Raw genomic sequence first — 19576 nt, forward strand, 5'->3', positions numbered from 1 at the left:
CCGGCCCGGCCCGGCTCGGCCTCTGGCCGGGGTGCCGTCCTGAACTGGCATGGCTTAGGGCGTGGTGGCGTGCGCGGCCTGGCATGACTGCTGGCCGGTGCCGTATCCGGGCTGGGGTCGTTCTTGGCCTGGTACGGCTTCCGGCGTCGTGGCGTGTCTGGCCTCGCGCAGTTCCAGGCACCACACCCGACGTGGTGCCGTGCCTTACCCGCCGCGGTGCCTGTTCAGGCGCAATCCCACGGCCAGCGGCGCAACCGAAGCCTGGTCGCTCGCTCCCCTCACCCCGGGCCTGGGGAGGGGAGCGAACCACGGCTCAAAGGCGGCGCAGCACCGCAACCACCTTGCCCAGAATCGATGCGTCGTCGCCGGGAATGGGCTCGTACGCGTCGTTGTGCGGCATCAGCCACACGTGCCCGTCCTTGCGCTTGAACGTCTTCACCGTGGCTTCGCCGTCGATCATCGCGGCGACGATGTCGCCGTTCTCCGCGGCGGGCTGCTGCCGGACGACTACCCAGTCGCCGTCGGTGATGGCGGCGTCGACCATCGAATCGCCGGTGACGCTCAGCAGGAACAGCTCGCCCTCGCCGACAATTTCGCGCGGCAGCGGGAAAACGTCCTCGACGGCCTGCTCGGCGAGCACCGGACCGCCCGCCGCGATCCGTCCGACCAGCGGCACGTACGCCGCCTTCGGGACGGACGGCTGCTGGTCCATCTCGATGCCCATCGGGTTGTCGTCCGTGGACGCGAGCACGCCGACCGCGCGCGGTCGGTTGGCGTCGCGGCGCAGGTAGCCCTTGCGCTGCAGCGCGCGCAGCTGGTGCGACACCGACGACGTGGACGTGAGCCCCACCGCCTCGCCGATCTCGCGCACGCTCGGCGGGTAGCCGAAGCGGCTCACCCACGTGCGGATCACGTCGAGCACTTGCTGCTGGCGGACGGTCAGCGTCTCGTCCACGTCGTACACCTCCGGCATGGCGCTCACCTTCCCCGTGCTCTCGTGGCCGGACTCGCGCGCGGATTGTGCGGACGCCTTGCCTCGCGAGGCCGTCTTGGCCCCTTTCGCCGCGGTGCCCTTCACCGTGTCCTTCTCCAACGCTGCGTCGCCTCCAGCCGTCCCGCGGTCGCCGTGTCGGCGTGCCGCGCGTGTCCGCGTGCGCCGGTCCGGGATCCGCGTTTTCCGCGAACGCCCGTCCGGCGGCACCCGCCGGAGCCGGTCCGGCAGATGTCCTGGTCACCGACGTTAGTCACCGCGCGCGACGATTTCAAACATCTGTTCGATCGACACGCCGTGTCCTCTCGATTTTGTCGGTGCGGGGTGGTAGACCTTCGCACGGACGTTCGATAGAACGCCTGTTCGATCTGGACCGCTGCGGCGCAGGTGTACGGCCCGGACCGGACCGATCCGCAGGTCACGAGGAGGTTCCGGCATGTCGATCCTGGCAGATCGCGGGCTCGTCCGCCCGCTACGGCCCGTCCCCGCCGTCCGCCCCGCCGAGGGCGGCGCCGCGTCGGAAGAGACGCTTCCGGTCCGGAGGGAACCCGGGTCCGGGGGTCCGGCGCGCCGGTCGCGGCGCCGGGCGGGGCTCGGAGATGCCACCCGAAAGGATGGCGTTCCGGAGAGTTCCGGCGCTGATCCGAGCGCCGATCCGGGCCGGGAGACCGGTTCCGGGGAGGTGGTGGAGCTTCGCGGCCGGACCGGCGCCCGGCGCGGTTCCGGCACGGATCGGTCCGGCGAGGGTTCGCGCGGCTCCGCCGGGCGGGACGACTCGCGACGGGGCCGCAACGCTGGCGACCCGAGGGAAGGTTCCCGCGGCGCGGCCGGGCGACGCCGTGCCTGGCGGGCGGCGGAGGAAGCCGGTCTCGGCGGCGGCGAACGAGTTGATTCCGAGCGTGCTGTGCCTGGCGATGCGGCTGGGCGGATCAGTGCGGGGGCCAGCTCGCGCTCGACGGGTGACGCCGCAGGGCGGATCGGTGCGCGGTCGGCGAGCGACGTCGCCGGGCGAGCCGGTGCGCGGCCCGCAGGGGGATCTGCCGGGTTCGCGCCCTCCGCTGAGCCGATTCCGGCCGGGCAAGGTGCGCGTGCGGCAGGCGAGGTCGGTGGACCGCGTTCCGCGGCTGTCCGGTCCGTCGAGCGGGCGGGATTCCAGACGTCGGCTCCCTCCGCCGTCGAAACCGAAGAAGCCCCTGCCCGAGAATTCCGGGAATCCCGAGAGTTTCGCGAGGCGAGCGGCCGCACCGCGGTCCGCCACATCCCCGCCGCCATCCCGGCCAGCCCTGGTCGCACCGCGCGCGAGCGGCGCGGCGAACCGATGCGGCCGCCGTCCCGGGCGCGGGTCGTCGCCGGACAGCGGGGCGGCGTCGCTTGCCAGACCGCGGCCCGGCCGTCCGTGCGGTGGCCGTGGCTCTTCGCGATCGCCTTCGCGGCCTGCCTGATCGTCACCGGGCTCGGCGTTTTCGGGTCCGGCGTGTCCGGCGGTCCGGTGCCGTCGCGGACCGCGTCCGTTTCCGTGCAGCCTGGGGATTCGCTCGGGGCGCTCGCCGCTCGGTTCGCGCCGAACGCAGACCAGGGCGCGGTCGTCGAGCGCATCAAGGAGCTCAACAACCTCGACGACACCGCCTTGCTGCCCGGCATGCCGCTCACCGTTCCAGTCGCCTGGCCTGGCAGCGGTCAGGGCGGGGAAGCGGGCACGGCTGGGCCATGACTGTCGGAAACCACCCGGTCGCATCTTGCGCAACCGCTGTTTCACCCTCTCGGGTTTCTTGCGCCCGCTCGGAAGGCGATCTATGGTCTACCCCTATATCTAGTAGTTACACCGCTGTAGTTGGTCCACAGGTAGGGGTAGACTGGCGGCAGTTGTCCACAGCCGGCCGGCAGTTGCCCACCGGATGTCCACAGGTCGATCACCAGACGCGGGGTCGCGCGCGGTGACCTCGGTCCAGGCCGTAGCGTGGCGGCAGGGGCCGGTCGGGACAGGAATCGACCGGCGCGGAGGGGAAGGTGATCGGCGGATGAGGTGCCCGTTCTGCCGGCATGCGGACTCTCGGGTCGTCGACTCCCGAGAGGTGGACGAGGGACAGGCGATCCGGCGGCGGCGTTCGTGCGCCGAGTGCGGACGGCGTTTCACCACGTCGGAGACGATGGTGCTGGCCGTGGTCAAACGGTCCGGCGCCACCGAGCAGTTCAGCCGGGACAAGGTGGTCAACGGCGTGCGGAGGGCCTGCCAGGGCCGTCCGGTCGACGACGACGCGCTGCAGAAGCTCGCGCAGCGCGTGGAGGAGTCGATCCGGTCCGCCGGGCTGGCCGAGATCCCCAGCCACGAGGTCGGCCTCGCCATCCTCGGCCCGCTGCGGGAACTGGACGGCGTCGCGTATCTCCGGTTCGCCAGCGTCTACCGCTCGTTCTCCTCGGTCGAGGACTTCGAGAAGGAGATCGCCGACCTGCGGAAAGCCATGGCGGGAACTGCGGAGGACCAGGAAAGCGAGCGCGCCGGCGACGACTGAGCCGTCACCGGGTCGCGGGGAGCGAGGGACAGGACCGCATGACCGAAACCGTGGGAACCGGCGCCGCGGCCGGACAGAGCAAGAAGCCGAACAAGGGCCTCAGCGTCCGGCGGGTCTTCACCACCGAGGGGACCCACCCTTACGACGAGGTCGCGTGGGAGACCCGCGACGTCGTCATGACGAACTGGCGCGACGGCAGCGTCAACTTCGAGCAGCGCGGGGTCGAATTCCCCGAGTTCTGGTCGGTCAACGCGACCAACATCGTCACCAGCAAGTACTTCCGCGGCGCGGTCGGCAGCCCGCAGCGCGAGAGCAGCCTCAAGCAGCTCATCGACCGCGTGGTGCGCACCTACGTGAAGGCCGCCGCCGAGCACGACTACTTCGCCGGTCCGTCCGACCTCGAGATCTTCGAGCACGAGCTCACCTGGATGCTGCTGCACCAGGTGTTCAGCTTCAACTCCCCGGTGTGGTTCAACGTCGGCACGTCCTCGAAGCAGCAGGTGTCGGCCTGCTTCATCCTCGCCGTCGACGACACGATGGAGTCGATCCTCAACTGGTACCGCGAGGAAGGCCTGATCTTCAAGGGCGGTTCCGGCGCGGGCCTCAACCTCTCGCGCATCCGGTCCTCGAAGGAACTGCTCACCTCCGGCGGCACCGCGTCCGGCCCGGTCTCGTTCATGCGCGGAGCCGACGCGTCCGCGGGCACCATCAAGTCCGGCGGGGCGACCCGGCGCGCGGCGAAGATGGTCGTGCTCGACGTGGACCACCCGGACATCGAGGAGTTCATCCAGACCAAGGCGCGCGAAGAGGAAAAGATCAAGGTCCTCCGCGACGCCGGGTTCGACATGGACCTCTCCGGCTCCGACATCTCCTCGGTGCAGTACCAGAACGCGAACAACTCGGTGCGCGTGTCCGACGAGTTCATGCACGCCGTCGAGAACGGCACGGACTTCGGCCTGCGCGCCCGGCTCACCGGCGAGGTCATCGACCGCACCGACGCGAAGAAGCTGTTCCGCAGCATGGCGCAGGCGGCGTGGGAATGCGCCGACCCGGGCGTCCAGTACGACAGCACGATCAACGACTGGCACACCTGCCCCGAATCGGGCCGGATCACCGCGTCGAACCCGTGCAGCGAGTACATGCACCTCGACAACTCGAGCTGCAACCTCGCGTCGCTCAACCTGCTGAAGTTCGTCTCCGACGAGGGCACGTTCGACGCGCCGCTGTTCGCGAAGGCCGTCGAGTTCGTCATCACCGCGATGGACATCTCGATCTGCTTCGCCGACTTCCCGACCGAGCCGATCGCCGACACCACGCGCAAATTCCGCCAGCTCGGCATCGGCTACGCCAACCTCGGCGCGCTGCTGATGGCGCTGGGCCACGCGTACGACTCCGAGGGCGGCCGCGCGCTCGCCGCCGCGATCACGTCGCTGATGACCGGCGTGTCCTACCGCCGTTCGGCCGAGCTGGCCGGCGTCGTCGGGCCGTACGAGGGCTACGCCCGCAACGCCGAGGCGCACCAGCGCGTCATGCGCAAGCACGCCGCGGCCAACGAGCTGGTCCGCACCTACCACAGCAACGACGCGGCCGTCCGCGCGCTCGCGTCGGAGGAGTGGCAGAAGGGCATCGAACTCGGCACCCGCAACGGCTGGCGCAACGCGCAGGCCTCGGTGCTCGCGCCCACCGGCACCATCGGCTTCATGATGGACTGCGACACCACGGGCATCGAGCCGGACTTCTCGCTGGTGAAGTTCAAGAAGCTCGTCGGCGGCGGGTCCATGCAGATCGTGAACCAGACCGTGCCGCGCGCGCTGCGGGTGCTGGGCTACCAGGCCGAGCAGGTCGAGGCGATCGTCGAATACGTCGCGCAGCACGGCCACGTGGTCGACGCGCCGGGCCTGCGCCCCGAGCACTACGAGGTGTTCGACTGCGCGGTCGGCGACCGGTCCATCGCGCCGATGGGCCACGTGCGGATGATGGCCGCGGTGCAGCCGTTCATCTCGGGCGCGATCTCGAAGACGGTCAACATGCCGGAGTCGGCGACGGTTGAGGACGTCGAGGAGATTTACTTCGAGGGCTGGAAACTCGGCCTCAAGGCGCTCGCGATCTACCGCGACAACTGCAAGGTCGGCCAGCCGCTGTCCACGGCGAAGAAGAAGGAAGCCGCGGCGGAAACCGAGCCGGAGAAGGTCGTCGAGTACCGCCCCGTGCGCCGTCGCCTGCCGAAGAAGCGCCCGAGCCAGACGGTGTCGTTCACCGTCGGCGGCGCCGAGGGCTACCTGCACGCCGGCTCGTATCCGGACGACGGTCTCGGCGAGATCTTCGTGAAGCTCGGCAAGCAGGGTTCGACGCTGTCCGGCGTGATGGACGCCTTCTCGATGTCGATCTCGGTCGGCCTGCAGCACGGCATCCCGCTCGAGTTCTACGTTTCGAAGTTCTCGAACCTGCGCTTCGAACCGGCTGGCATGACCGACGACCCGGACATCCGGATCGCCACGAGCGTCATGGACTACCTGTTCCGCCGCTTGGCGCTGGACTACCTGCCGTACGAAAAGCGGGCCCAGCTCGGCATTTTCACCGCGGACGAACGCTCGGCCGAGGTCGAGGCGACCTACGGCGGCCAAAGCGTCGACATCGACGCGCTCCGCGGCGGCGTGGACGCGTCGCCCGTCCGCACCGAAGAGTCCACACCGGACACTTCGGGGCGCGACGCGCACAGCACGGCCGAGCTGATGGAACTGCACCTCGGCAAGGCCGCGGACGCGCCGCTCTGCATGACCTGCGGAACGAAGATGCGGCCCGCCGGATCCTGCTACGCCTGCGAGGGCTGCGGCGCGACGTCCGGCTGCAGCTGATTCCGGGCGCTGGTCTGGTGATGAATTAGCAGATCAGGTGGGGTGTGGACAGTCTGGTCCGCACCTCACCTGTTCTGGTCTCGGCGACACACCTTGTTGCAGTGAACACAACAAGACTGGAGCTGGCGAGGCCATATTTCACCTGCCTCAGCGGGTCATCTCGGACAGACTCAGGAGATGACTGAGGTTCTGGCCCACGGATGGATGACGCTTGGGACGTCGACGCCCCGGCTCGGCGTTGACTGGTCCGCCCGGCCCGCCCGCTATCTGACCATCGGTGGCACGCCGGCCTACCACCTCGGCTATTCCTGCGGCACTTGTGGCTTGGTCCTTCGACGCCAACCAGGGGCCCCGGCCGGTCCGCTGTCCGTCGAGAGGGTTCGTGACCGGCTCAACACCGGACTCGTTGACCTGGATTCGGAGGTCATCGACGCCTTCTCAGCGCAGTTGCCTCACGGGCCATACCTTGTGATGTTGCTGGATGTCCGGCCGATGCTAGTCACGCCCGGTTCCGCCGATGACTACTTCGCTGTCGAAGGCCCGAACGCATGGCGAAGCCACGAGTACGAATACCCGATCGACCCGGCGAACATCGCCTATTACCGGCTTGGTGACAACACGGTCGATGGGCAGGAGCGCATGTTTCAGTTCGCGGTCCCCATCACTGACCCCACTCAGGCTGATCCAGCCAGGACCGCTCACTACGCGGCCGCAACGGGCCATCCGACCGCTGTCGCCCTGGGGTTGCTGGACATCGAGGGGCCGTGGTTCAGCCGCACGCGCCACTGGGGGCTGTTCCACTATCTGTTGGATGGCCATCACAAGACCGCGGCAGCACATGGAGGCAGCGTCCGCCTCCTGACTTTCGTCGCGGCCGAGGAGTCCATCGCATCCGAGGAGGAGGTTCGGCGGCTCCCGGAGCTGCTTCGGGCCGAGGAATAGCACACCACAGGAATAAGTACCCTGCGCCAGTATCGAGCGATAACGAGAAGAGGGGGAGGCGCGAAGGTGCCTCCCCCTCTTCTCGACGGAAGCCTGTCCCGGCTGTTCTGAGAGTTGTGCGAGTGTGGATTTCTCGCAGCGGCCAGCCGGAGAATCCCCACGGCGCGGGCTCGGAAGCGCTCAGCGTCCTGACCGCGTGCCGTCCGGGGTCAGGCCGAGCAGAGGCAGCCACACCGTGTCCACGATCTCGACGATCGCCTTGTCCGGCACCGCGTCCATGGCCATCAGCATGTCGTGGCGCACTAGGTCGAAGGGCAGGTTCACCACGCGTTCAGGTCGCGGGACGTCCGGCAGTTCGCCGCGTTCGACGGCGCGGTCGACGAGCGTCGCGAAGGGCGGTGCCGAGTCGTCAGGGAGGAGGCGGCCGCGCAGGTCGCCGAAGCTGGTGCCGGTTTCGCGGAAGTAGTCCGCCAGCTGGATGCGCAGCAGTATCACCAAGCGGGCCCGCTCGGCGTTGACCGTGCGCAAGAGGGCCAACGCGTCCTGGCGCAGGCTGCCGGTGTCCGGGAGGTCGATCGGCCGCCAGTGCCGGGCGAGGGTGGCGATGAGCAGGTCCTCGCGCTGCGGCCAGCGCCGGTAGAGCACCGGTTTGCTGGTTCCGGCGCGCGCCGCGACGGTCTCGTAGGTCAGGCCGTGGTAGCCCTGCTCGACGAGCACCTCCCAGGCGGCATCGGTGATCGCGTTTTCCAAGGCGGCACCCCTGCGCCGGGTGGCAGTGCCCTCCGCGCGCCGTTGCTCCGTCACCGTTGCTCCCTCATGTCCCTGTTCACCGCATTCAGCGATGCGCGTTAGACCCGCTTGCGTATCTTAACCCGCGGTCGTACGCTGGACACCATAAGATACGAAGCCGTTTCTAAACGGTGTGCGATTAGATAAGGGAAACCCGTCATGTCCATGATCAACGCCGCGCTGGTGGAGTCCTTCGACGAACCGCCGCGCTTCCGTTCCGTCCCCGCTCCCGAGGCGGCCCCCGGCCAGGAGGTGGTGGACGTCCTCGCCGTCGGCGTGCACCCCGCCACCCGCGGCATCGCGGCTGGCAAGCACTACACGAGCCCCAAGACACTGCCCGCGCTGGCCGGTGCGGACGCGGTCATCCGGCGGTCGGACGGCAGCCTCGGCTACGTCATGGTCATGGGCGCCGGCAGCCTGGCCGAGCGGATCGTCATCGATCCGGCCACCGTCATCCCTGTCCCGGACGGCACCGATCCCGCACTCCTCGCCGCCACCATGAACCCGGCGCTGTCCTCGTGGACCGCGCTGCGCACCCGCGTTCCGTTCGAGGCCGGGCAGTCGGTCCTTGTGCACGGCGCGACCGGCAACGCGGGCTCCACGGCCGTCAAGGTTGCGAAACACCTTGGCGCGGCGCGGGTGATCGCCGCCGGACGCAACCGCACCCGTCTCGACGAGCTTGCGAGCCAAGGCGCGGATGCGGTGGTTCAGCTTGTCCCCGACGAGGACGCCACCGCGGCCGTGCTCGCCGAAGCCGCCGCGGAGGTCGACGTGGTCCTGGACTACGTGTGGGGGCCGCCCACCGAACTTGCCATGCGCGCCGTCCTCGGAGCGCGCACCCAGCACACCCGTCTGCTCGATTGGGTGCAGATCGGCGGGATGGGCGGAGACTCCATCACCCTGTCCGGACACGAGTTGCGCTCCAACGCGTTCCGGATCCTCGGCAGCGGCTTCGGCGCGGTGGAGCCACAGGTCATGCAGCGAGAGTTCACTGAGCTCGTCGCCGCGATCGCCGGAGGCGGCATGGCGGTGCGCCCGCATCCGTTCCCGCTCGACCAGGTCGAGGCGGCCTGGGCGCATCAAGACGCGCCGGGCGAGCGCACCGTCATCCTGCTGTGATGCCAGTCAGCGCAGCATTTGCGCCACTCCTTCGCCCATCGACCAGTCCGCGTCGCTGTTTTCGGTCAGGCTGAACAGGACATTCCTGGGCTCGATCCCGGTCGCCTCGGCGATGAGTTCGGTCGCTCGCCGGTACAGCGCGGTTTTCTGGTCGTTGGTGCGGCCGGCGCGCAAGGTGATGGAGACGTACACGATGTCGTCGTCGCGGCGGACGCCGAAGTAGCCCGGGTCGTAGCGCAACCGGCCGGCGGCGTGGCTGCTGAGAATCTGGAACCGGTCGTCGGCGGGGACGTCGATGGTTTCGGTCATCGCCTGGTGCACGGCGTCGCCGATGGCGGGGAGGCGGTCGGCGTTGGGTTCGGACAGCACGTCGATGCGGACGAGCGGCATGGGAGACCTCTCAGCTCAGCTGGTCGATGTTCGGGCAGGACAGGTGAAGCACCCGGTATTGGACGTCGGTGTCCTCTTCCGGGGTGGTGATCCAGAGCGTAAAGCGCACGATGTCCCAGCGCTGCGGATCGATGGCCAGCGCGGTGGTGTGCACGGCCGGATTCGCCGACAGCTGCGCGAGTTCCGCGAGTTCGCGGTCGATTGCGCCAGGGCTTTCCGGCAGCACGCGGGTGGTGGCGAACTTCGGGGACTTCGCTCGGGCGGGACCGGCCAGGCAGCGCGCTCCGGTCCAATGCCGCACCGGCGGGCGGCCGAAATCCTGGACTATGCCGTCGAATCCGCCGCCGCCCCAGAGGAATCGGCTCATTCCAGCGGTGTCGGCCCACAGGTAAAACGGGGCGTAGTGGTTGGCGCGCACCAGATACGCCTTGAGTCCCAGCCCGGGGAAGTCGTCCGTGCGATGGCCCCGGGTGGCGACTCGGTGCTCGATGTCGTAGCCGTCGGGCAGGTCGATCTCGTACTGCATGGCGTACATCGACGTCACCGCCGGTCGAGGAGCGCGAGTGCGCCGCGGATGGCTTGGTCGAACGGCTCGGCCGTTCCGGACGACCGGGCGAGGACGTATCCGCCTTGCAGCACCGCCACGAGCGCGGTGGCGGTCGCGGCGGGGTCGAGATCGGCCGGGAACTCGCCGTCCGCGATGCCCTCGGCAAGCACCTCGGCGAGACGTCCGCGCAGCCAGGTGAACGTTTCTTCCAGCGGTGCGCGCAATTCCGGGTTCGTGACGATGTCGGGATCCGAGGCCAGCCGGCCGACTGGGCAGCCGCGCAGGACGTCTCGCTCGCGCAGCAGGTAGGCGGAAACGCGTTCGGCCGCGGTGGCGTCCTGGGCGAACGCGGCCTCGGCGGAGGCGCGCAGATCGTCGGCGTTCTGCCGGATCGCGGCGAGCGCGAGGTCGGCCTTGCCGGTGAAGTGGTGGTACATGCTGCCCTGCCCGGCCCCGGCGCGCTGCTGGATCGCCTTCGGGCTGGTGCCGACGTACCCCCGCTCCCACAACAGGTCCTGAGTGCTCGCGATGAGCTGGTCTCTCGTGGACATGAACTCAGCGTACATACTAGTAGGTACAGAGACAACCAGGGGTGCGGGCGCTACCACTGGGAGACCGGCTGGCCGGATGGTCCGGACGATCTTGGCCGGGCAGGCTGAACGGGAACCGAAGGAAAGGATTCTCCGTGCTCAAGTCTGCTGGCCGCCGCGTCGTTGCCGTGACCGCCGTGACGGCTGTGTGCGCCGCCTTGTTCTCGACCGGCACTGCCGAGGCGATCGTGCAGGGCGGCGATTCGACGCAGCGTTACTCGTTCATGGCGTCCATCCCGGAGAGGGTCAACCACACGGGCGACCGCGGAGTGTGCGGTGCTTCGCTGATCGACCCGCAGTGGGTGGTCACGGCGGGGCACTGTGTGGATGCGAACCTCGTGACCCCGGACGGCACCGTCCGGATCGGCAGCGAGCGACAGCATTCCGGCGGGACCGTCCGGCGGATCGCGCGAGTGGTCACGCATCCGGGCTACGCGTTGCAGAGTGACGAAATTCCGTTCAACCGCAACGATCTCGCGTTGATCAAGCTGGACCGTCCAGTCGCCGAGCAGCCGATCCGGCTGGCTTCCCGGCCGGGTGCGCCCGGTACGCCGACGCGGCTGCTGGGGTTCGGCACCACCGTCGACACTTATGACTTCAAGAAGGCGAATTTCCCGGAACGGTTGCAGGAACTGGACGTTCGACGCGGCGCGGAATCCGAATGCGGCCCGGGTTACGCGGGACCGACCCGGCTCTGCACGGTCAGCCCGCGGCCGGAGGCGATGGCGTGCATCGGAGACTCCGGCGGTCCGCAGATCCGGCGTGGGCCTGTCGGACGGTGGGAGCTGATCGGGGTCACCTCGGGCCCGGGCACCGCGCGGGAGGCTTGCGCGGGCGGGCCGGGGCTGTACAGCAGCGTGCCCGCGTACGCCGACTGGATGCGGCGGACGATCCGGAGAGGACACTGAACCCGCAAAATCGAGGAAAAATGTTCCGCGAAGCCGTGCTGCTTCTCCGGTAGCTTCACCGAATCTCCACAATCTCCCCGCCGCACCGGCACATCCGGACGGCAGCATGGCCGCCGTGGAGTGGAGTGCGGTGTTCGAGGCGGAGGCGCGGCGGCGAAGGGTCCGGCCGCAGCCGGCGTGGGGGAGCGGGGTGCGGCTGGATCCGGTGGTCGTGCGCAGCGTCCGGCGGTTCCAGCGAACGCCGGACGAACTGACCGCCGAAGACCAGCGCTACCAGGCGGACCTGGTCGCCCGGCTGGTCGAAACCGCGGGCCCGCCGGGGAAAAGCGACGTGATGAGCGAGCTGATCTCCGACGTGCTCGCGCTCGGCTACTACCGCGCGTTGCGGGACGGCACCCGCGACCCGGTCGCCGCGGAGGTCGCCGCCCGCGTGCTCGCCGGGCTGGAGCGGCGGCTGGGCTATCACGTGGACCGATTGCGGCGCTGGGGAATCGCGGCGACCGCGAAGTGGCGAGCCAGGGCGGTCCTCGAAACCGGCGGTGTGCTGATCGGTCACGGACGCGCGTTGCAGCGGCTTGGCGTGCCGTGGCTCGCGTTCGTCACCGACGCCTGGGCGCGTTTCGAGCGAGCGCTCGCGGATGTCCATAAAGGACCGTCGGCGCACCCGGGGCCGCGCGTGCGGGCGCGGCCCCGGGGTCTGGTCTAGGACAGCTTCGACCAGAGGAATTCGTACGCGACCGCCGAACGGAACGCGAGTTGTTCGTTGTCCGCTGCCGCGCCGTGGCCGCCTTCGATGTTCTCGAAGTACTCCACGTCGTGGCCCTGTTCCCGCATCCGCGCGACCATCTTGCGCGCGTGCCCGGGGTGCACTCGATCGTCCCGGGTGGAGGTGACGATCAGGATCGGCGGATAGCTGACGTCCGCCGAAACGTTCTGGTACGGCGAGTACTTCGAGATGTACTCCCACTCTTCCGGAACGTCCGGGTCACCCCATTCGGCCATCCACGAAGCCCCGGCCGGCAACAGGTGGTAGCGCTTCATGTCGAGCAACGGCACCTGGCACACGATCGCGCCGAACAGCTCCGGGTAGCTGGTGAGCATGACGCCCATCAGCAACCCGCCGTTGCTGCCGCCCTGGATCCCGAGGCGTTCCTTCGTGGTGATGCCCCGCGACACGAGATCGCGCGCGACCGCCGCGAAGTCCTCGTACGCCTTGTGCCGGTTCTCCTTCACCGCCTGCATGTGCCATTCCGGCCCGTACTCGCCGCCGCCGCGGATGTTCGCGACCACGTACGTGCCACCGCGCGACAACCAGGCCCGGCCGACGACTCCGCCGTACGACGGGGTCAGCGAGACCTCGAACCCGCCGTAGCCGTACAGCAGCGTTGGGCCGTTTTCCGCGTGGGGCGGGCGGACCACGAAGTACGGGATCTTCGTGCCGTCGTCCGAGGTCGCGAAGTACTGGCTGACCTCGATCCCGGTCGCGTCGAAGAACGCCGGGGCCTGTTTGAGCACCTCGACGTCGCCGCCGACGACACCGCGGGTGAGCGTGGACGGCTGGACGTAGCTGGAGGAGTCCACCAGGTACTCGTCGTCGACGTCCGGTTCGGTGTCGACGATCTGCGCGCTGCCGAATTCCGGCGCGCCGCCCAGTTCCGCCTCGGCCCAGCCGTCCGGGCCCGGCGTCAGCACGCGCAGCTCCGACTTGACGTCGTGCAGCGTCGCGAGCAGGAGGTGATTGCGGGTCCACGTGTAGTAGTCCAGCGACGTATGCGCGTCCGGGGTGAAGAGCGCGGTGAAATCGCGGTCGCCCGATTTGAACGCGTCGTAGCGGATCGCGAGCAGCGTGCCCGCGGGGTGTTCGGCGCCGCCGACGGTCCACGCGCTGCGCGGGTGCACGAGCAGCCATTCGCGGTGCGTGGACACCTCGACGTCCTCGGGCAGGTCCAGTTTGGTCAGTCCGGACGGTGTCCGCTCGAAGTATTCGGTGCGGTAGAAGTCGATCGCGCGGCGCACGAAATCGCGTTCGAAGCCCTCGGTCGGGTCGTGGTAGGCCATCACCGCGACGTCGTCCGGCTTGCCCTCGGCGACGAGAACCGCGTCTTCGATCGGGGTGCCGCGCCGCCATTCCTTCACCAGGCGCGGATAGCCCGACGTGGTGAGCGAGCCGGGACCGAAATCGGTTCCGAGGTACACCCGGTCGGCGTCGATCCATCCGATCCGGTGCTTCGCCTCGGGCAGGGTGAACCCGCCGGGCACGAACTCGTGCGCGTCGAGGTCGAACTCGCGGACGACGGTCGCGTCCGCGCCGCCGCGGGACAGCTGCACCAGGCCGAGCCGGTGCCCGGGACGCAGCACCGCGGCGCCCTTCCAGACCCAGTTCTCGTCCTCGGCCGCGGCGAGCGCGTCGACGTCGAGCAGGATCTCCCAGTCCGGTTCGGCGGTGCGGTACTGCTCCAGCGTGGTGCGCCGCCACAGCCCGCGCGGGTGCTCGGCGTCCTGCCAGAAGTTGTAGAGCAGCGTCCCCCGGCGCGCGACGTACGGGATCCGCCCGCCCGCGTCGAGCACCTCGCGGATCGAGTCCCGCAGCTGCCCGAACCTCTCGCTCGCGGTGAGCACGTCCAGCGTCTCCGCGTTGCGCGAACGGACCCATTCGAGCGCCTCGTCGCCCGTCACGTCTTCCAGCCACAGGTACGGATCTTCGACAGTCATAGCGTCCAGTCTCGCTGCCGGTCGCGGATCAGGCCAGGAGCCCGGCGTTCCCGTTTCGTGATCCAGTGCGGCGAGCGGTCTCCGTATGCTGGCCGGGAGGGGGAGGAATGACGTATCACGCCGGAGGCTCGTGGCCTCCAGCACCGCCGCCGCAGGCTCCGCCGCGCCGGAAGCCGGGCAAAGCGCTGGGCGCGTTCGCCGCGGTGGCGATCGTCGCGGCCACGCTCGCGCTGATGGCCGCGGTGCCGCACGAGGTGTCCGGGCACGCGATAGCGGCTCCGGACGCCGACGCGATGCCGGAGCGCCAGGACGCCAAACCGGTGCGCAAGCTCAGCGGCAACCCGTTGCTGGCCGACGGGGTCGCGCTCGGTTCCGTGGCGTGCGACCTGCCGGAGCTGAGCCGGGACGCGGAGCAGCTCAAGACCTTCTACACCGTGTTGGTCGGCTGTCTGAAACAGGCGTGGCAACCGGCGCTGGACAAAGCGGACGAGCCGAACCTGCCGGTCAAGGTGTCGGTCACGCTGCCGAAGACCAGCGCTTGCGGCAACGCGCCGTCCCGGGACGAAGCGGTCGCGTACTACTGCGGCGGCGACGCCACGATCTACGCACCCACGGACTGGATGCTGTCGGACGCCGGGCTGAGCCGGGCCCGGCACCTGGCGACGCTCGCGCACGAGTACGGCCACCACGTCCAGCGCGAGAGCGGCATCCTCGACGCGGCGAGCTCGGAGATGGGTTCGCCGGAACCGACCACCGACGCGGACAAGGCCGTTGTGCGCCGGATCGAGCTGCAGGCCAACTGCTTCGGCGCGCTGTTCCTCCACGCCGCGGCGGACCGCGGTTCGATCAGCCGGGCCACCGCGAACGCCGCCGTCGCCGACTACGGCCGCGCCGACGACAGCGGCGACCACGGCACCCGCGCGAACCAGCTGGCGTGGGCGAAAGCGGGTTACACCGGAGCCGGCCCGGCGGCCTGCGACACCTGGTCGGCCCCGGCGGACAAGGTCAGCTGACCCGCCACCGCGGGTCGCGGCCCAGCAGGCCGAGGAACTGGTCCAGTTCGCTTTCGCCGGTGCCGACGGGCACTACCGGCGCGAAGGTCCCGCGTTCGACGCGTTCCTTGGGGTCGGTCGGGATCATGAGCGCGAACTGCAGTGCGGCGTGCACTGCGGCCGGTGCCGGGTCGTAGGCGACGTCGAGGGCCTTGGCCAGGTCCCAGCCGTGCGCGACGGTGTCGACGAGGTGCATCGCGATCGCGACTGTGCCCGGGAAGGTGCCGAAGGTGTTGATGGCGATCTGGCGTTCCGCGACGTCGGCTTCGCCGTACGCGTTGAGGTAGTCGGTCACTGAAGCTGCGTACGCGGCGTACGGGTCTTCGCCGAGTTGGCCGCTGTCCCAGTCCTTCGCGGAGCCGTTGCGCGCGGCTTCGGCGAAGGCGTGGTTTTCGCTGACTTGGTGCCGGAGCAGGTCGGCGAGCGTCCAGCCGGCGCACGGCGTGGGCCGGTCGAGGTCCGTCGCGGTGATCTTCGAGACGATCGGGTCGAGGACGAGCAGAGACTGCCGGTCGAGGTCGAACGTGGTCATGCCGCTCACGCTAACCGGCAGATCGGTCCAGGAAGAGAGCCAAAACAGAGCCAACTGCGGTGGACCAATCTAGGCTGGACGCGTGGACCTGCACCTGGACCTGTCCGGCACCCGCGGCCATCGCGACGAGATCTACCGCCAGATCCGCGAAGCAGTGCTCGACGGCCGGCTCCGTGACGGCGACGTGCTTCCGCCGACCCGGGAACTGGCCCACCGGCTGGCCGTCTCGCGCACCACCGTCACCGCGGCGTACGAACGGCTCACCGCGGAAGGCTTCCTCACCGGCCGAGTCGGAGCCGGGACCTACGTGCGGGCTGGCGCCGCGCCGCGGCCGAGCGAACCTGCGGGGCTCGCCGAGGGCGTCCAGCCGCGTCCAGAGTGGACAGACGTGCCCGCGCCGCCGAAAGCGTTCACGAACCCTCCGGAGTTCGATTTCCGTGCCGGAGTGCCAGATGTGCGGCTGTTTCCGTTCGACACCTGGCGTCGGCTGACGACCCAGGCATTGCGCAGTTCCCGGGCGGAGCTGATGACTTACGGCGAACCGCAAGGCGATCCCCGACTCCGCGCCGAACTGGCGCGGCATCTCGCGGTGTCCCGGAATGTGCGCGTGCGCCCGGAACACCTCGTGATCACTTCGGGCGCGCAGCAGACGATCGACCTCGTCGCCCGCGTCCTGCTGCGGCCTGGCGACCTGGCTGCCGTCGAGGATCCCGGCTACCCGCCGCCGCGCCTGCTGCTGGGCACGCTCGGCGTGCGCGTCGCGCCGGTTCCGGTGGACGACGAAGGCATCGTGGTCGACGCGATCCCGCCGGGTACTCGCTTGGTGCACGTGACGCCTTCACACCAGTATCCGCTTGGGGTCGCGATGTCGCCGTCGCGCCGCAGGGCATTGCTGGATTGGGCCGAGGACCACGGAGCAGTCGTGGTCGAGGACGATTACGACACCGAGTTCCGCTACACCGGCCGTCCGCTGGAACCGTTGCACAGCTTGGATTCTCACGGCCGGGTGGTCTACGTCGGCTCGTTCTCGAAGGTGCTGTCGCCCGCGCTGCGACTGGGCTTCCTCGCCGCGCCGCCCGCGCTGGCGGAGGCGATCGTGAAGGCGAAATACCTCGCCGACTGGCATTCCCCGGGCATTGAGCAGGCGGTGGTCGCGGCCTTTATCGCCGAAGGCGGATTCGCCCGGCACGTCCGCCGGATGCGCGGCGTCTACCGCGCCCGGCACGACCTTCTCGTGGACGGCCTGCGCGCCGGATTCGGCGACGTGCTGGAGCCGGTGCCCGCGTCGGCGGGGCTGCACCTGAGCGCGTCGGCGGACCGAAATTTGCACGGCTTCGCCCGGAAGGCCGCCGGGGCGGGCGTCCGGCTGTTTTCGCTCGGCGATTTCTCCGTGGCGGCGCGCCGGCACGGGCTGCTGTTCGGCTACGGCGCGATCGCGGCGGAAGAGATCGGGCCCGGTCTCGCCCGGTTGCGCCAGGTGCTCGACGGCTGAGCGCGTTACCACGAATGGACGCGTCCCGCCGGACTTTCGCAGTCGGCAGCGGGGCCCTAACCTGTGGTGACCCGACTCACCGAGGAGAGGGCATCGCCATGCGGATTGCGGATGTGCTTCAGCGCAAGGGCGCGACGGTCGCCACCGTGTCGCCGGGGACGACGGTCACCGAACTGCTGGCGGGACTCGCCCGGCACAACGTCGGCGCCATGGTCGTGGTCGACGCCGAAGGCGGGATCGCCGGGATCGTGTCCGAACGCGACGTCGTGCGCAGGCTCAACGACCACGGGCCGGCGGTGCTGGACGGGCCGGTCGCGGACATCATGACCACCATGGTGGCCAGCTGCACCCCGGACGATCCGGTGGACCAGCTCAGCGTGGTGATGACCGAACGGCGGATCCGGCACGTGCCGGTGCTCGACGACGGGCGCCTGGCCGGCATCGTGAGCATCGGCGACGTGGTGAAGATCCGGATGGAGCAGCTGGAACAGAGCCAGGAACAGCTCGAGGCCTACATCTCCCAGGGCTGAGCGCTCATTCGCGCCAGCCGCTGAGCTCGACGCCCTTCGCGACGTCCACCCGATAGCCGAGCGAGACCGTCGCGGACGCCCCGGGCGCGATCGTGAGCCGCCAGGTGAACTGGCCCAGTTCGGTGCGCTCGACCGGCTCCGGGCTGAGCCGCAGGTCCCGCACGGTGATCGCGTCGTCCCGCGAGACCGGGGCTTGGTCGAGCACGGCCACCACGGCTTCGCGCGGACTGTGGTTGGTCACCGTCGTCACGTAATCGGCTTCGCGGCGGCGTTGCGCGGAGAAGGTGGCCTTGCTGGCACTGCGCTTAACCAGTTCGCGTTCGACGCGGATCCGGTCGTCGACACCCAACGCCAGTTCGCGTTCCTCGCCGGGACCCCACAGTTCCAGCTGGGTGCTGCCGACGAACTCGGCCTCGTGGAACACCGCGGCGCGACCAGCGCGGAGCGTGTGCTCGCCAGTGTTGACCACCTTTGCGCGCAGGTAGGCTTCCTCAGCCTGCGTCGGCGCGGTCACGTAGTCCAGTTCCGCGGTGAAATCCAGCTGCGCGAGCGTCGTCCGGTGGCCTTGCGCGCCGGACGGGATCGCGACCGGGCGGGCCGGGCGGAAGGTGACCGCGGTGGTGCCTTGCTCGACTGCGGAGAGGTGCGCGGCGAAGCCGTCCCGGCCAGCGGGTGCGGCACCGCCGTAAGCCATCGCGGCGGCGGGCGCGGGCGGTGCCATCGAGCGCCGCTCCGGGTGCTGCCGATCCAGGTACCAGGGCTGGAGTTCCGGGATCACCACGGTGTTCGCCGGACGGGCGGTGGACAGCGTCAGCTCGCACTCCGGCCAATCCTCGCCGGTGTGCTGGCTGACCAAGCCGTACGAGGTGACCGTGACGTCGGTGCCGCGCACCCGGACGTCGTAACCGGGTTCCCAGCGCGCGCCCGGGACCACATAGGACAGTTCGATTTCGGCGGTGGCCGGGGATTCCAAGTCGACCACGATGGTGGAACTGTCCTGTTCGGACTGTGCGCTGCGGGTTTCGATCTGCCGGTCGAGCGCGGCGAGGTCTTCGCGCAGCCGTTCCAGCTTCGTCGAGAGCGCGCGACGTTCCTTGAGCGCGGCGGCTAATTGCGTGCTGAGCGCTTCGCTCACTTCCTGGACGCGTCCTGGTTCCGCGTCACCGCCTGCCAACGCCTTCGCGAAGCTTGCTCCGCTGCGTCGCGAGACGCCGGTCAACAGATCGACGCGCGCCGCTGCTGCGCTCTCGTCGTCCGCGACCTCGTCGACAGTGGCTTGGTCGGCGCGACGCTGCTCCACAAGCGCGCGCAGCGTTGGGTCCGCAGGCGCGGCGTGTTGCGCGTACGCGACGTCGACGCCCGTGACCAACGCGTCGCCTGTGCCGCTTACGCGCACCGAAGCAGCGTCGAGCGACAGGGGGAGACCCGTGATCTCTACGCGGGACCCGTCGGCCGGAGTGACTTGACAGCGGCGGGTGACGCGCGCGTTCTGCGGATAGACCGTGACCGTGACTATCGGTGCGTCCATGGCTCCGACGTTAGTCGGTTGACGCGACTTGCGGTTGACGGAAGTCTCAACTTGCTCGCCTGCTTCGTCCGGCTTGGGGGTTCTGGTGG

The 19576-nt window shown here is 69.5% G+C and carries 18 protein-coding genes; 10 read left to right on the forward strand and 8 right to left on the reverse strand.

Going from position 1 to position 19576, the window contains the following annotated elements; all coding sequences use genetic code 11:
- Positions 1-313: 313 nt before the first annotated feature.
- Positions 314-973, reverse strand: a complete 660-nt coding sequence (gene lexA, locus ACZ63D_RS36860) for a transcriptional repressor LexA (protein ID WP_067593639.1) — start codon at positions 971-973, stop codon at positions 314-316.
- A 1336-nt stretch (positions 974-2309) separates the two neighbouring features.
- Here lexA and ACZ63D_RS36865 point away from each other — a divergent pair.
- The 4 genes from ACZ63D_RS36865 (at position 2310) to ACZ63D_RS36880 (ending at position 7298) form a co-directional block, all read left to right on the forward strand.
- The gene (locus tag ACZ63D_RS36865) at positions 2310-2702 is read left to right on the forward strand and encodes a LysM peptidoglycan-binding domain-containing protein (protein WP_465358949.1); all 393 of its coding nucleotides are present in this window, start codon (positions 2310-2312) and stop codon (positions 2700-2702) included.
- 307 nt (positions 2703-3009) lie between these two features.
- The gene (gene nrdR, locus ACZ63D_RS36870) at positions 3010-3501 is read left to right on the forward strand and encodes a transcriptional regulator NrdR (protein ID WP_101434855.1); all 492 of its coding nucleotides are present in this window, start codon (positions 3010-3012) and stop codon (positions 3499-3501) included.
- 38 nt (positions 3502-3539) lie between these two features.
- On the forward strand, positions 3540-6356 hold the full coding sequence (locus tag ACZ63D_RS36875; RefSeq protein ID WP_465358950.1) for a vitamin B12-dependent ribonucleotide reductase: 2817 nt from the start codon (positions 3540-3542) through the stop codon (positions 6354-6356).
- Positions 6357-6533: 177 nt separating this feature from the next.
- Positions 6534-7298, forward strand: coding sequence for a hypothetical protein (locus ACZ63D_RS36880; RefSeq protein ID WP_465358951.1), 765 nt, complete (start codon positions 6534-6536; stop codon positions 7296-7298).
- A 180-nt stretch (positions 7299-7478) separates the two neighbouring features.
- Here the strand turns inward: ACZ63D_RS36880 and ACZ63D_RS36885 are convergent, their stop codons facing one another.
- Positions 7479-8102 (reverse strand): TetR/AcrR family transcriptional regulator, encoded by a 624-nt coding sequence (locus tag ACZ63D_RS36885; protein ID WP_465358952.1) that lies wholly within the window; start codon positions 8100-8102, stop codon positions 7479-7481.
- Between the two features lie 144 nt (positions 8103-8246).
- Between ACZ63D_RS36885 and ACZ63D_RS36890 the strand changes: the two genes are divergently transcribed.
- On the forward strand, positions 8247-9206 hold the full coding sequence (locus tag ACZ63D_RS36890) for a quinone oxidoreductase family protein (protein ID WP_465358953.1): 960 nt from the start codon (positions 8247-8249) through the stop codon (positions 9204-9206).
- Between the two features lie 6 nt (positions 9207-9212).
- Here the strand turns inward: ACZ63D_RS36890 and ACZ63D_RS36895 are convergent, their stop codons facing one another.
- Genes ACZ63D_RS36895 through ACZ63D_RS36905 form a run of 3 tightly spaced genes read right to left on the reverse strand, consistent with a single transcriptional unit; the run spans position 9213 to position 10694 of the window.
- On the reverse strand, positions 9213-9596 hold the full coding sequence (locus ACZ63D_RS36895; RefSeq protein WP_465358954.1) for a tautomerase family protein: 384 nt from the start codon (positions 9594-9596) through the stop codon (positions 9213-9215).
- A 10-nt stretch (positions 9597-9606) separates the two neighbouring features.
- The gene (locus tag ACZ63D_RS36900; protein WP_465358955.1) at positions 9607-10131 is read right to left on the reverse strand and encodes a DUF4865 family protein; all 525 of its coding nucleotides are present in this window, start codon (positions 10129-10131) and stop codon (positions 9607-9609) included.
- A 5-nt stretch (positions 10132-10136) separates the two neighbouring features.
- Complete coding sequence (locus ACZ63D_RS36905) at positions 10137-10694, reverse strand: TetR/AcrR family transcriptional regulator (RefSeq protein WP_465358956.1); 558 nt, start codon at positions 10692-10694, stop codon at positions 10137-10139.
- Positions 10695-10828: 134 nt separating this feature from the next.
- Between ACZ63D_RS36905 and ACZ63D_RS36910 the strand changes: the two genes are divergently transcribed.
- Together ACZ63D_RS36910 and ACZ63D_RS36915 are read left to right on the forward strand one after the other, a co-directional pair.
- Positions 10829-11641: a S1 family peptidase gene (locus ACZ63D_RS36910; RefSeq protein ID WP_465358957.1), complete on the forward strand. Its 813-nt coding sequence runs from the start codon at positions 10829-10831 to the stop codon at positions 11639-11641.
- Between the two features lie 106 nt (positions 11642-11747).
- Positions 11748-12347: a hypothetical protein gene (locus tag ACZ63D_RS36915; RefSeq protein WP_465358958.1), complete on the forward strand. Its 600-nt coding sequence runs from the start codon at positions 11748-11750 to the stop codon at positions 12345-12347.
- Here the strand turns inward: ACZ63D_RS36915 and ACZ63D_RS36920 are convergent.
- Complete coding sequence (locus tag ACZ63D_RS36920) at positions 12344-14353, reverse strand: prolyl oligopeptidase family serine peptidase (protein WP_465358959.1); 2010 nt, start codon at positions 14351-14353, stop codon at positions 12344-12346. The two genes, ACZ63D_RS36915 and ACZ63D_RS36920, sit on opposite strands and share 4 nt — an antisense overlap.
- A gap of 107 nt (positions 14354-14460) precedes the next feature.
- Here ACZ63D_RS36920 and ACZ63D_RS36925 point away from each other — a divergent pair, with 107 nt between their 5' ends.
- Complete coding sequence (locus tag ACZ63D_RS36925) at positions 14461-15366, forward strand: neutral zinc metallopeptidase (protein ID WP_465358960.1); 906 nt, start codon at positions 14461-14463, stop codon at positions 15364-15366.
- On the opposite strand, the gene ACZ63D_RS36930 is transcribed toward ACZ63D_RS36925, so the two are convergent.
- Positions 15359-15937: a TIGR03086 family metal-binding protein gene (locus ACZ63D_RS36930; RefSeq protein WP_465358961.1), complete on the reverse strand. Its 579-nt coding sequence runs from the start codon at positions 15935-15937 to the stop codon at positions 15359-15361. The two genes, ACZ63D_RS36925 and ACZ63D_RS36930, sit on opposite strands and share 8 nt — an antisense overlap.
- An 82-nt stretch (positions 15938-16019) precedes the next feature.
- Between ACZ63D_RS36930 and pdxR the strand changes: the two genes are divergently transcribed.
- Together pdxR and ACZ63D_RS36940 are read left to right on the forward strand one after the other, a co-directional pair.
- Positions 16020-17429: a MocR-like pyridoxine biosynthesis transcription factor PdxR gene (gene pdxR / locus ACZ63D_RS36935; protein ID WP_465358962.1), complete on the forward strand. Its 1410-nt coding sequence runs from the start codon at positions 16020-16022 to the stop codon at positions 17427-17429.
- A gap of 98 nt (positions 17430-17527) precedes the next feature.
- Complete coding sequence (locus ACZ63D_RS36940; RefSeq protein ID WP_465358963.1) at positions 17528-17959, forward strand: CBS domain-containing protein; 432 nt, start codon at positions 17528-17530, stop codon at positions 17957-17959.
- 4 nt (positions 17960-17963) lie between these two features.
- Here ACZ63D_RS36940 and ACZ63D_RS36945 read toward each other — a convergent pair whose 3' ends face one another.
- The gene (locus ACZ63D_RS36945) at positions 17964-19487 is read right to left on the reverse strand and encodes a DUF4139 domain-containing protein (RefSeq protein WP_465358964.1); all 1524 of its coding nucleotides are present in this window, start codon (positions 19485-19487) and stop codon (positions 17964-17966) included.
- Between the last annotated feature and the right edge of the window lie 89 nt (positions 19488-19576).

Source organism: Amycolatopsis sp. NPDC104775, from assembly GCF_055583325.1.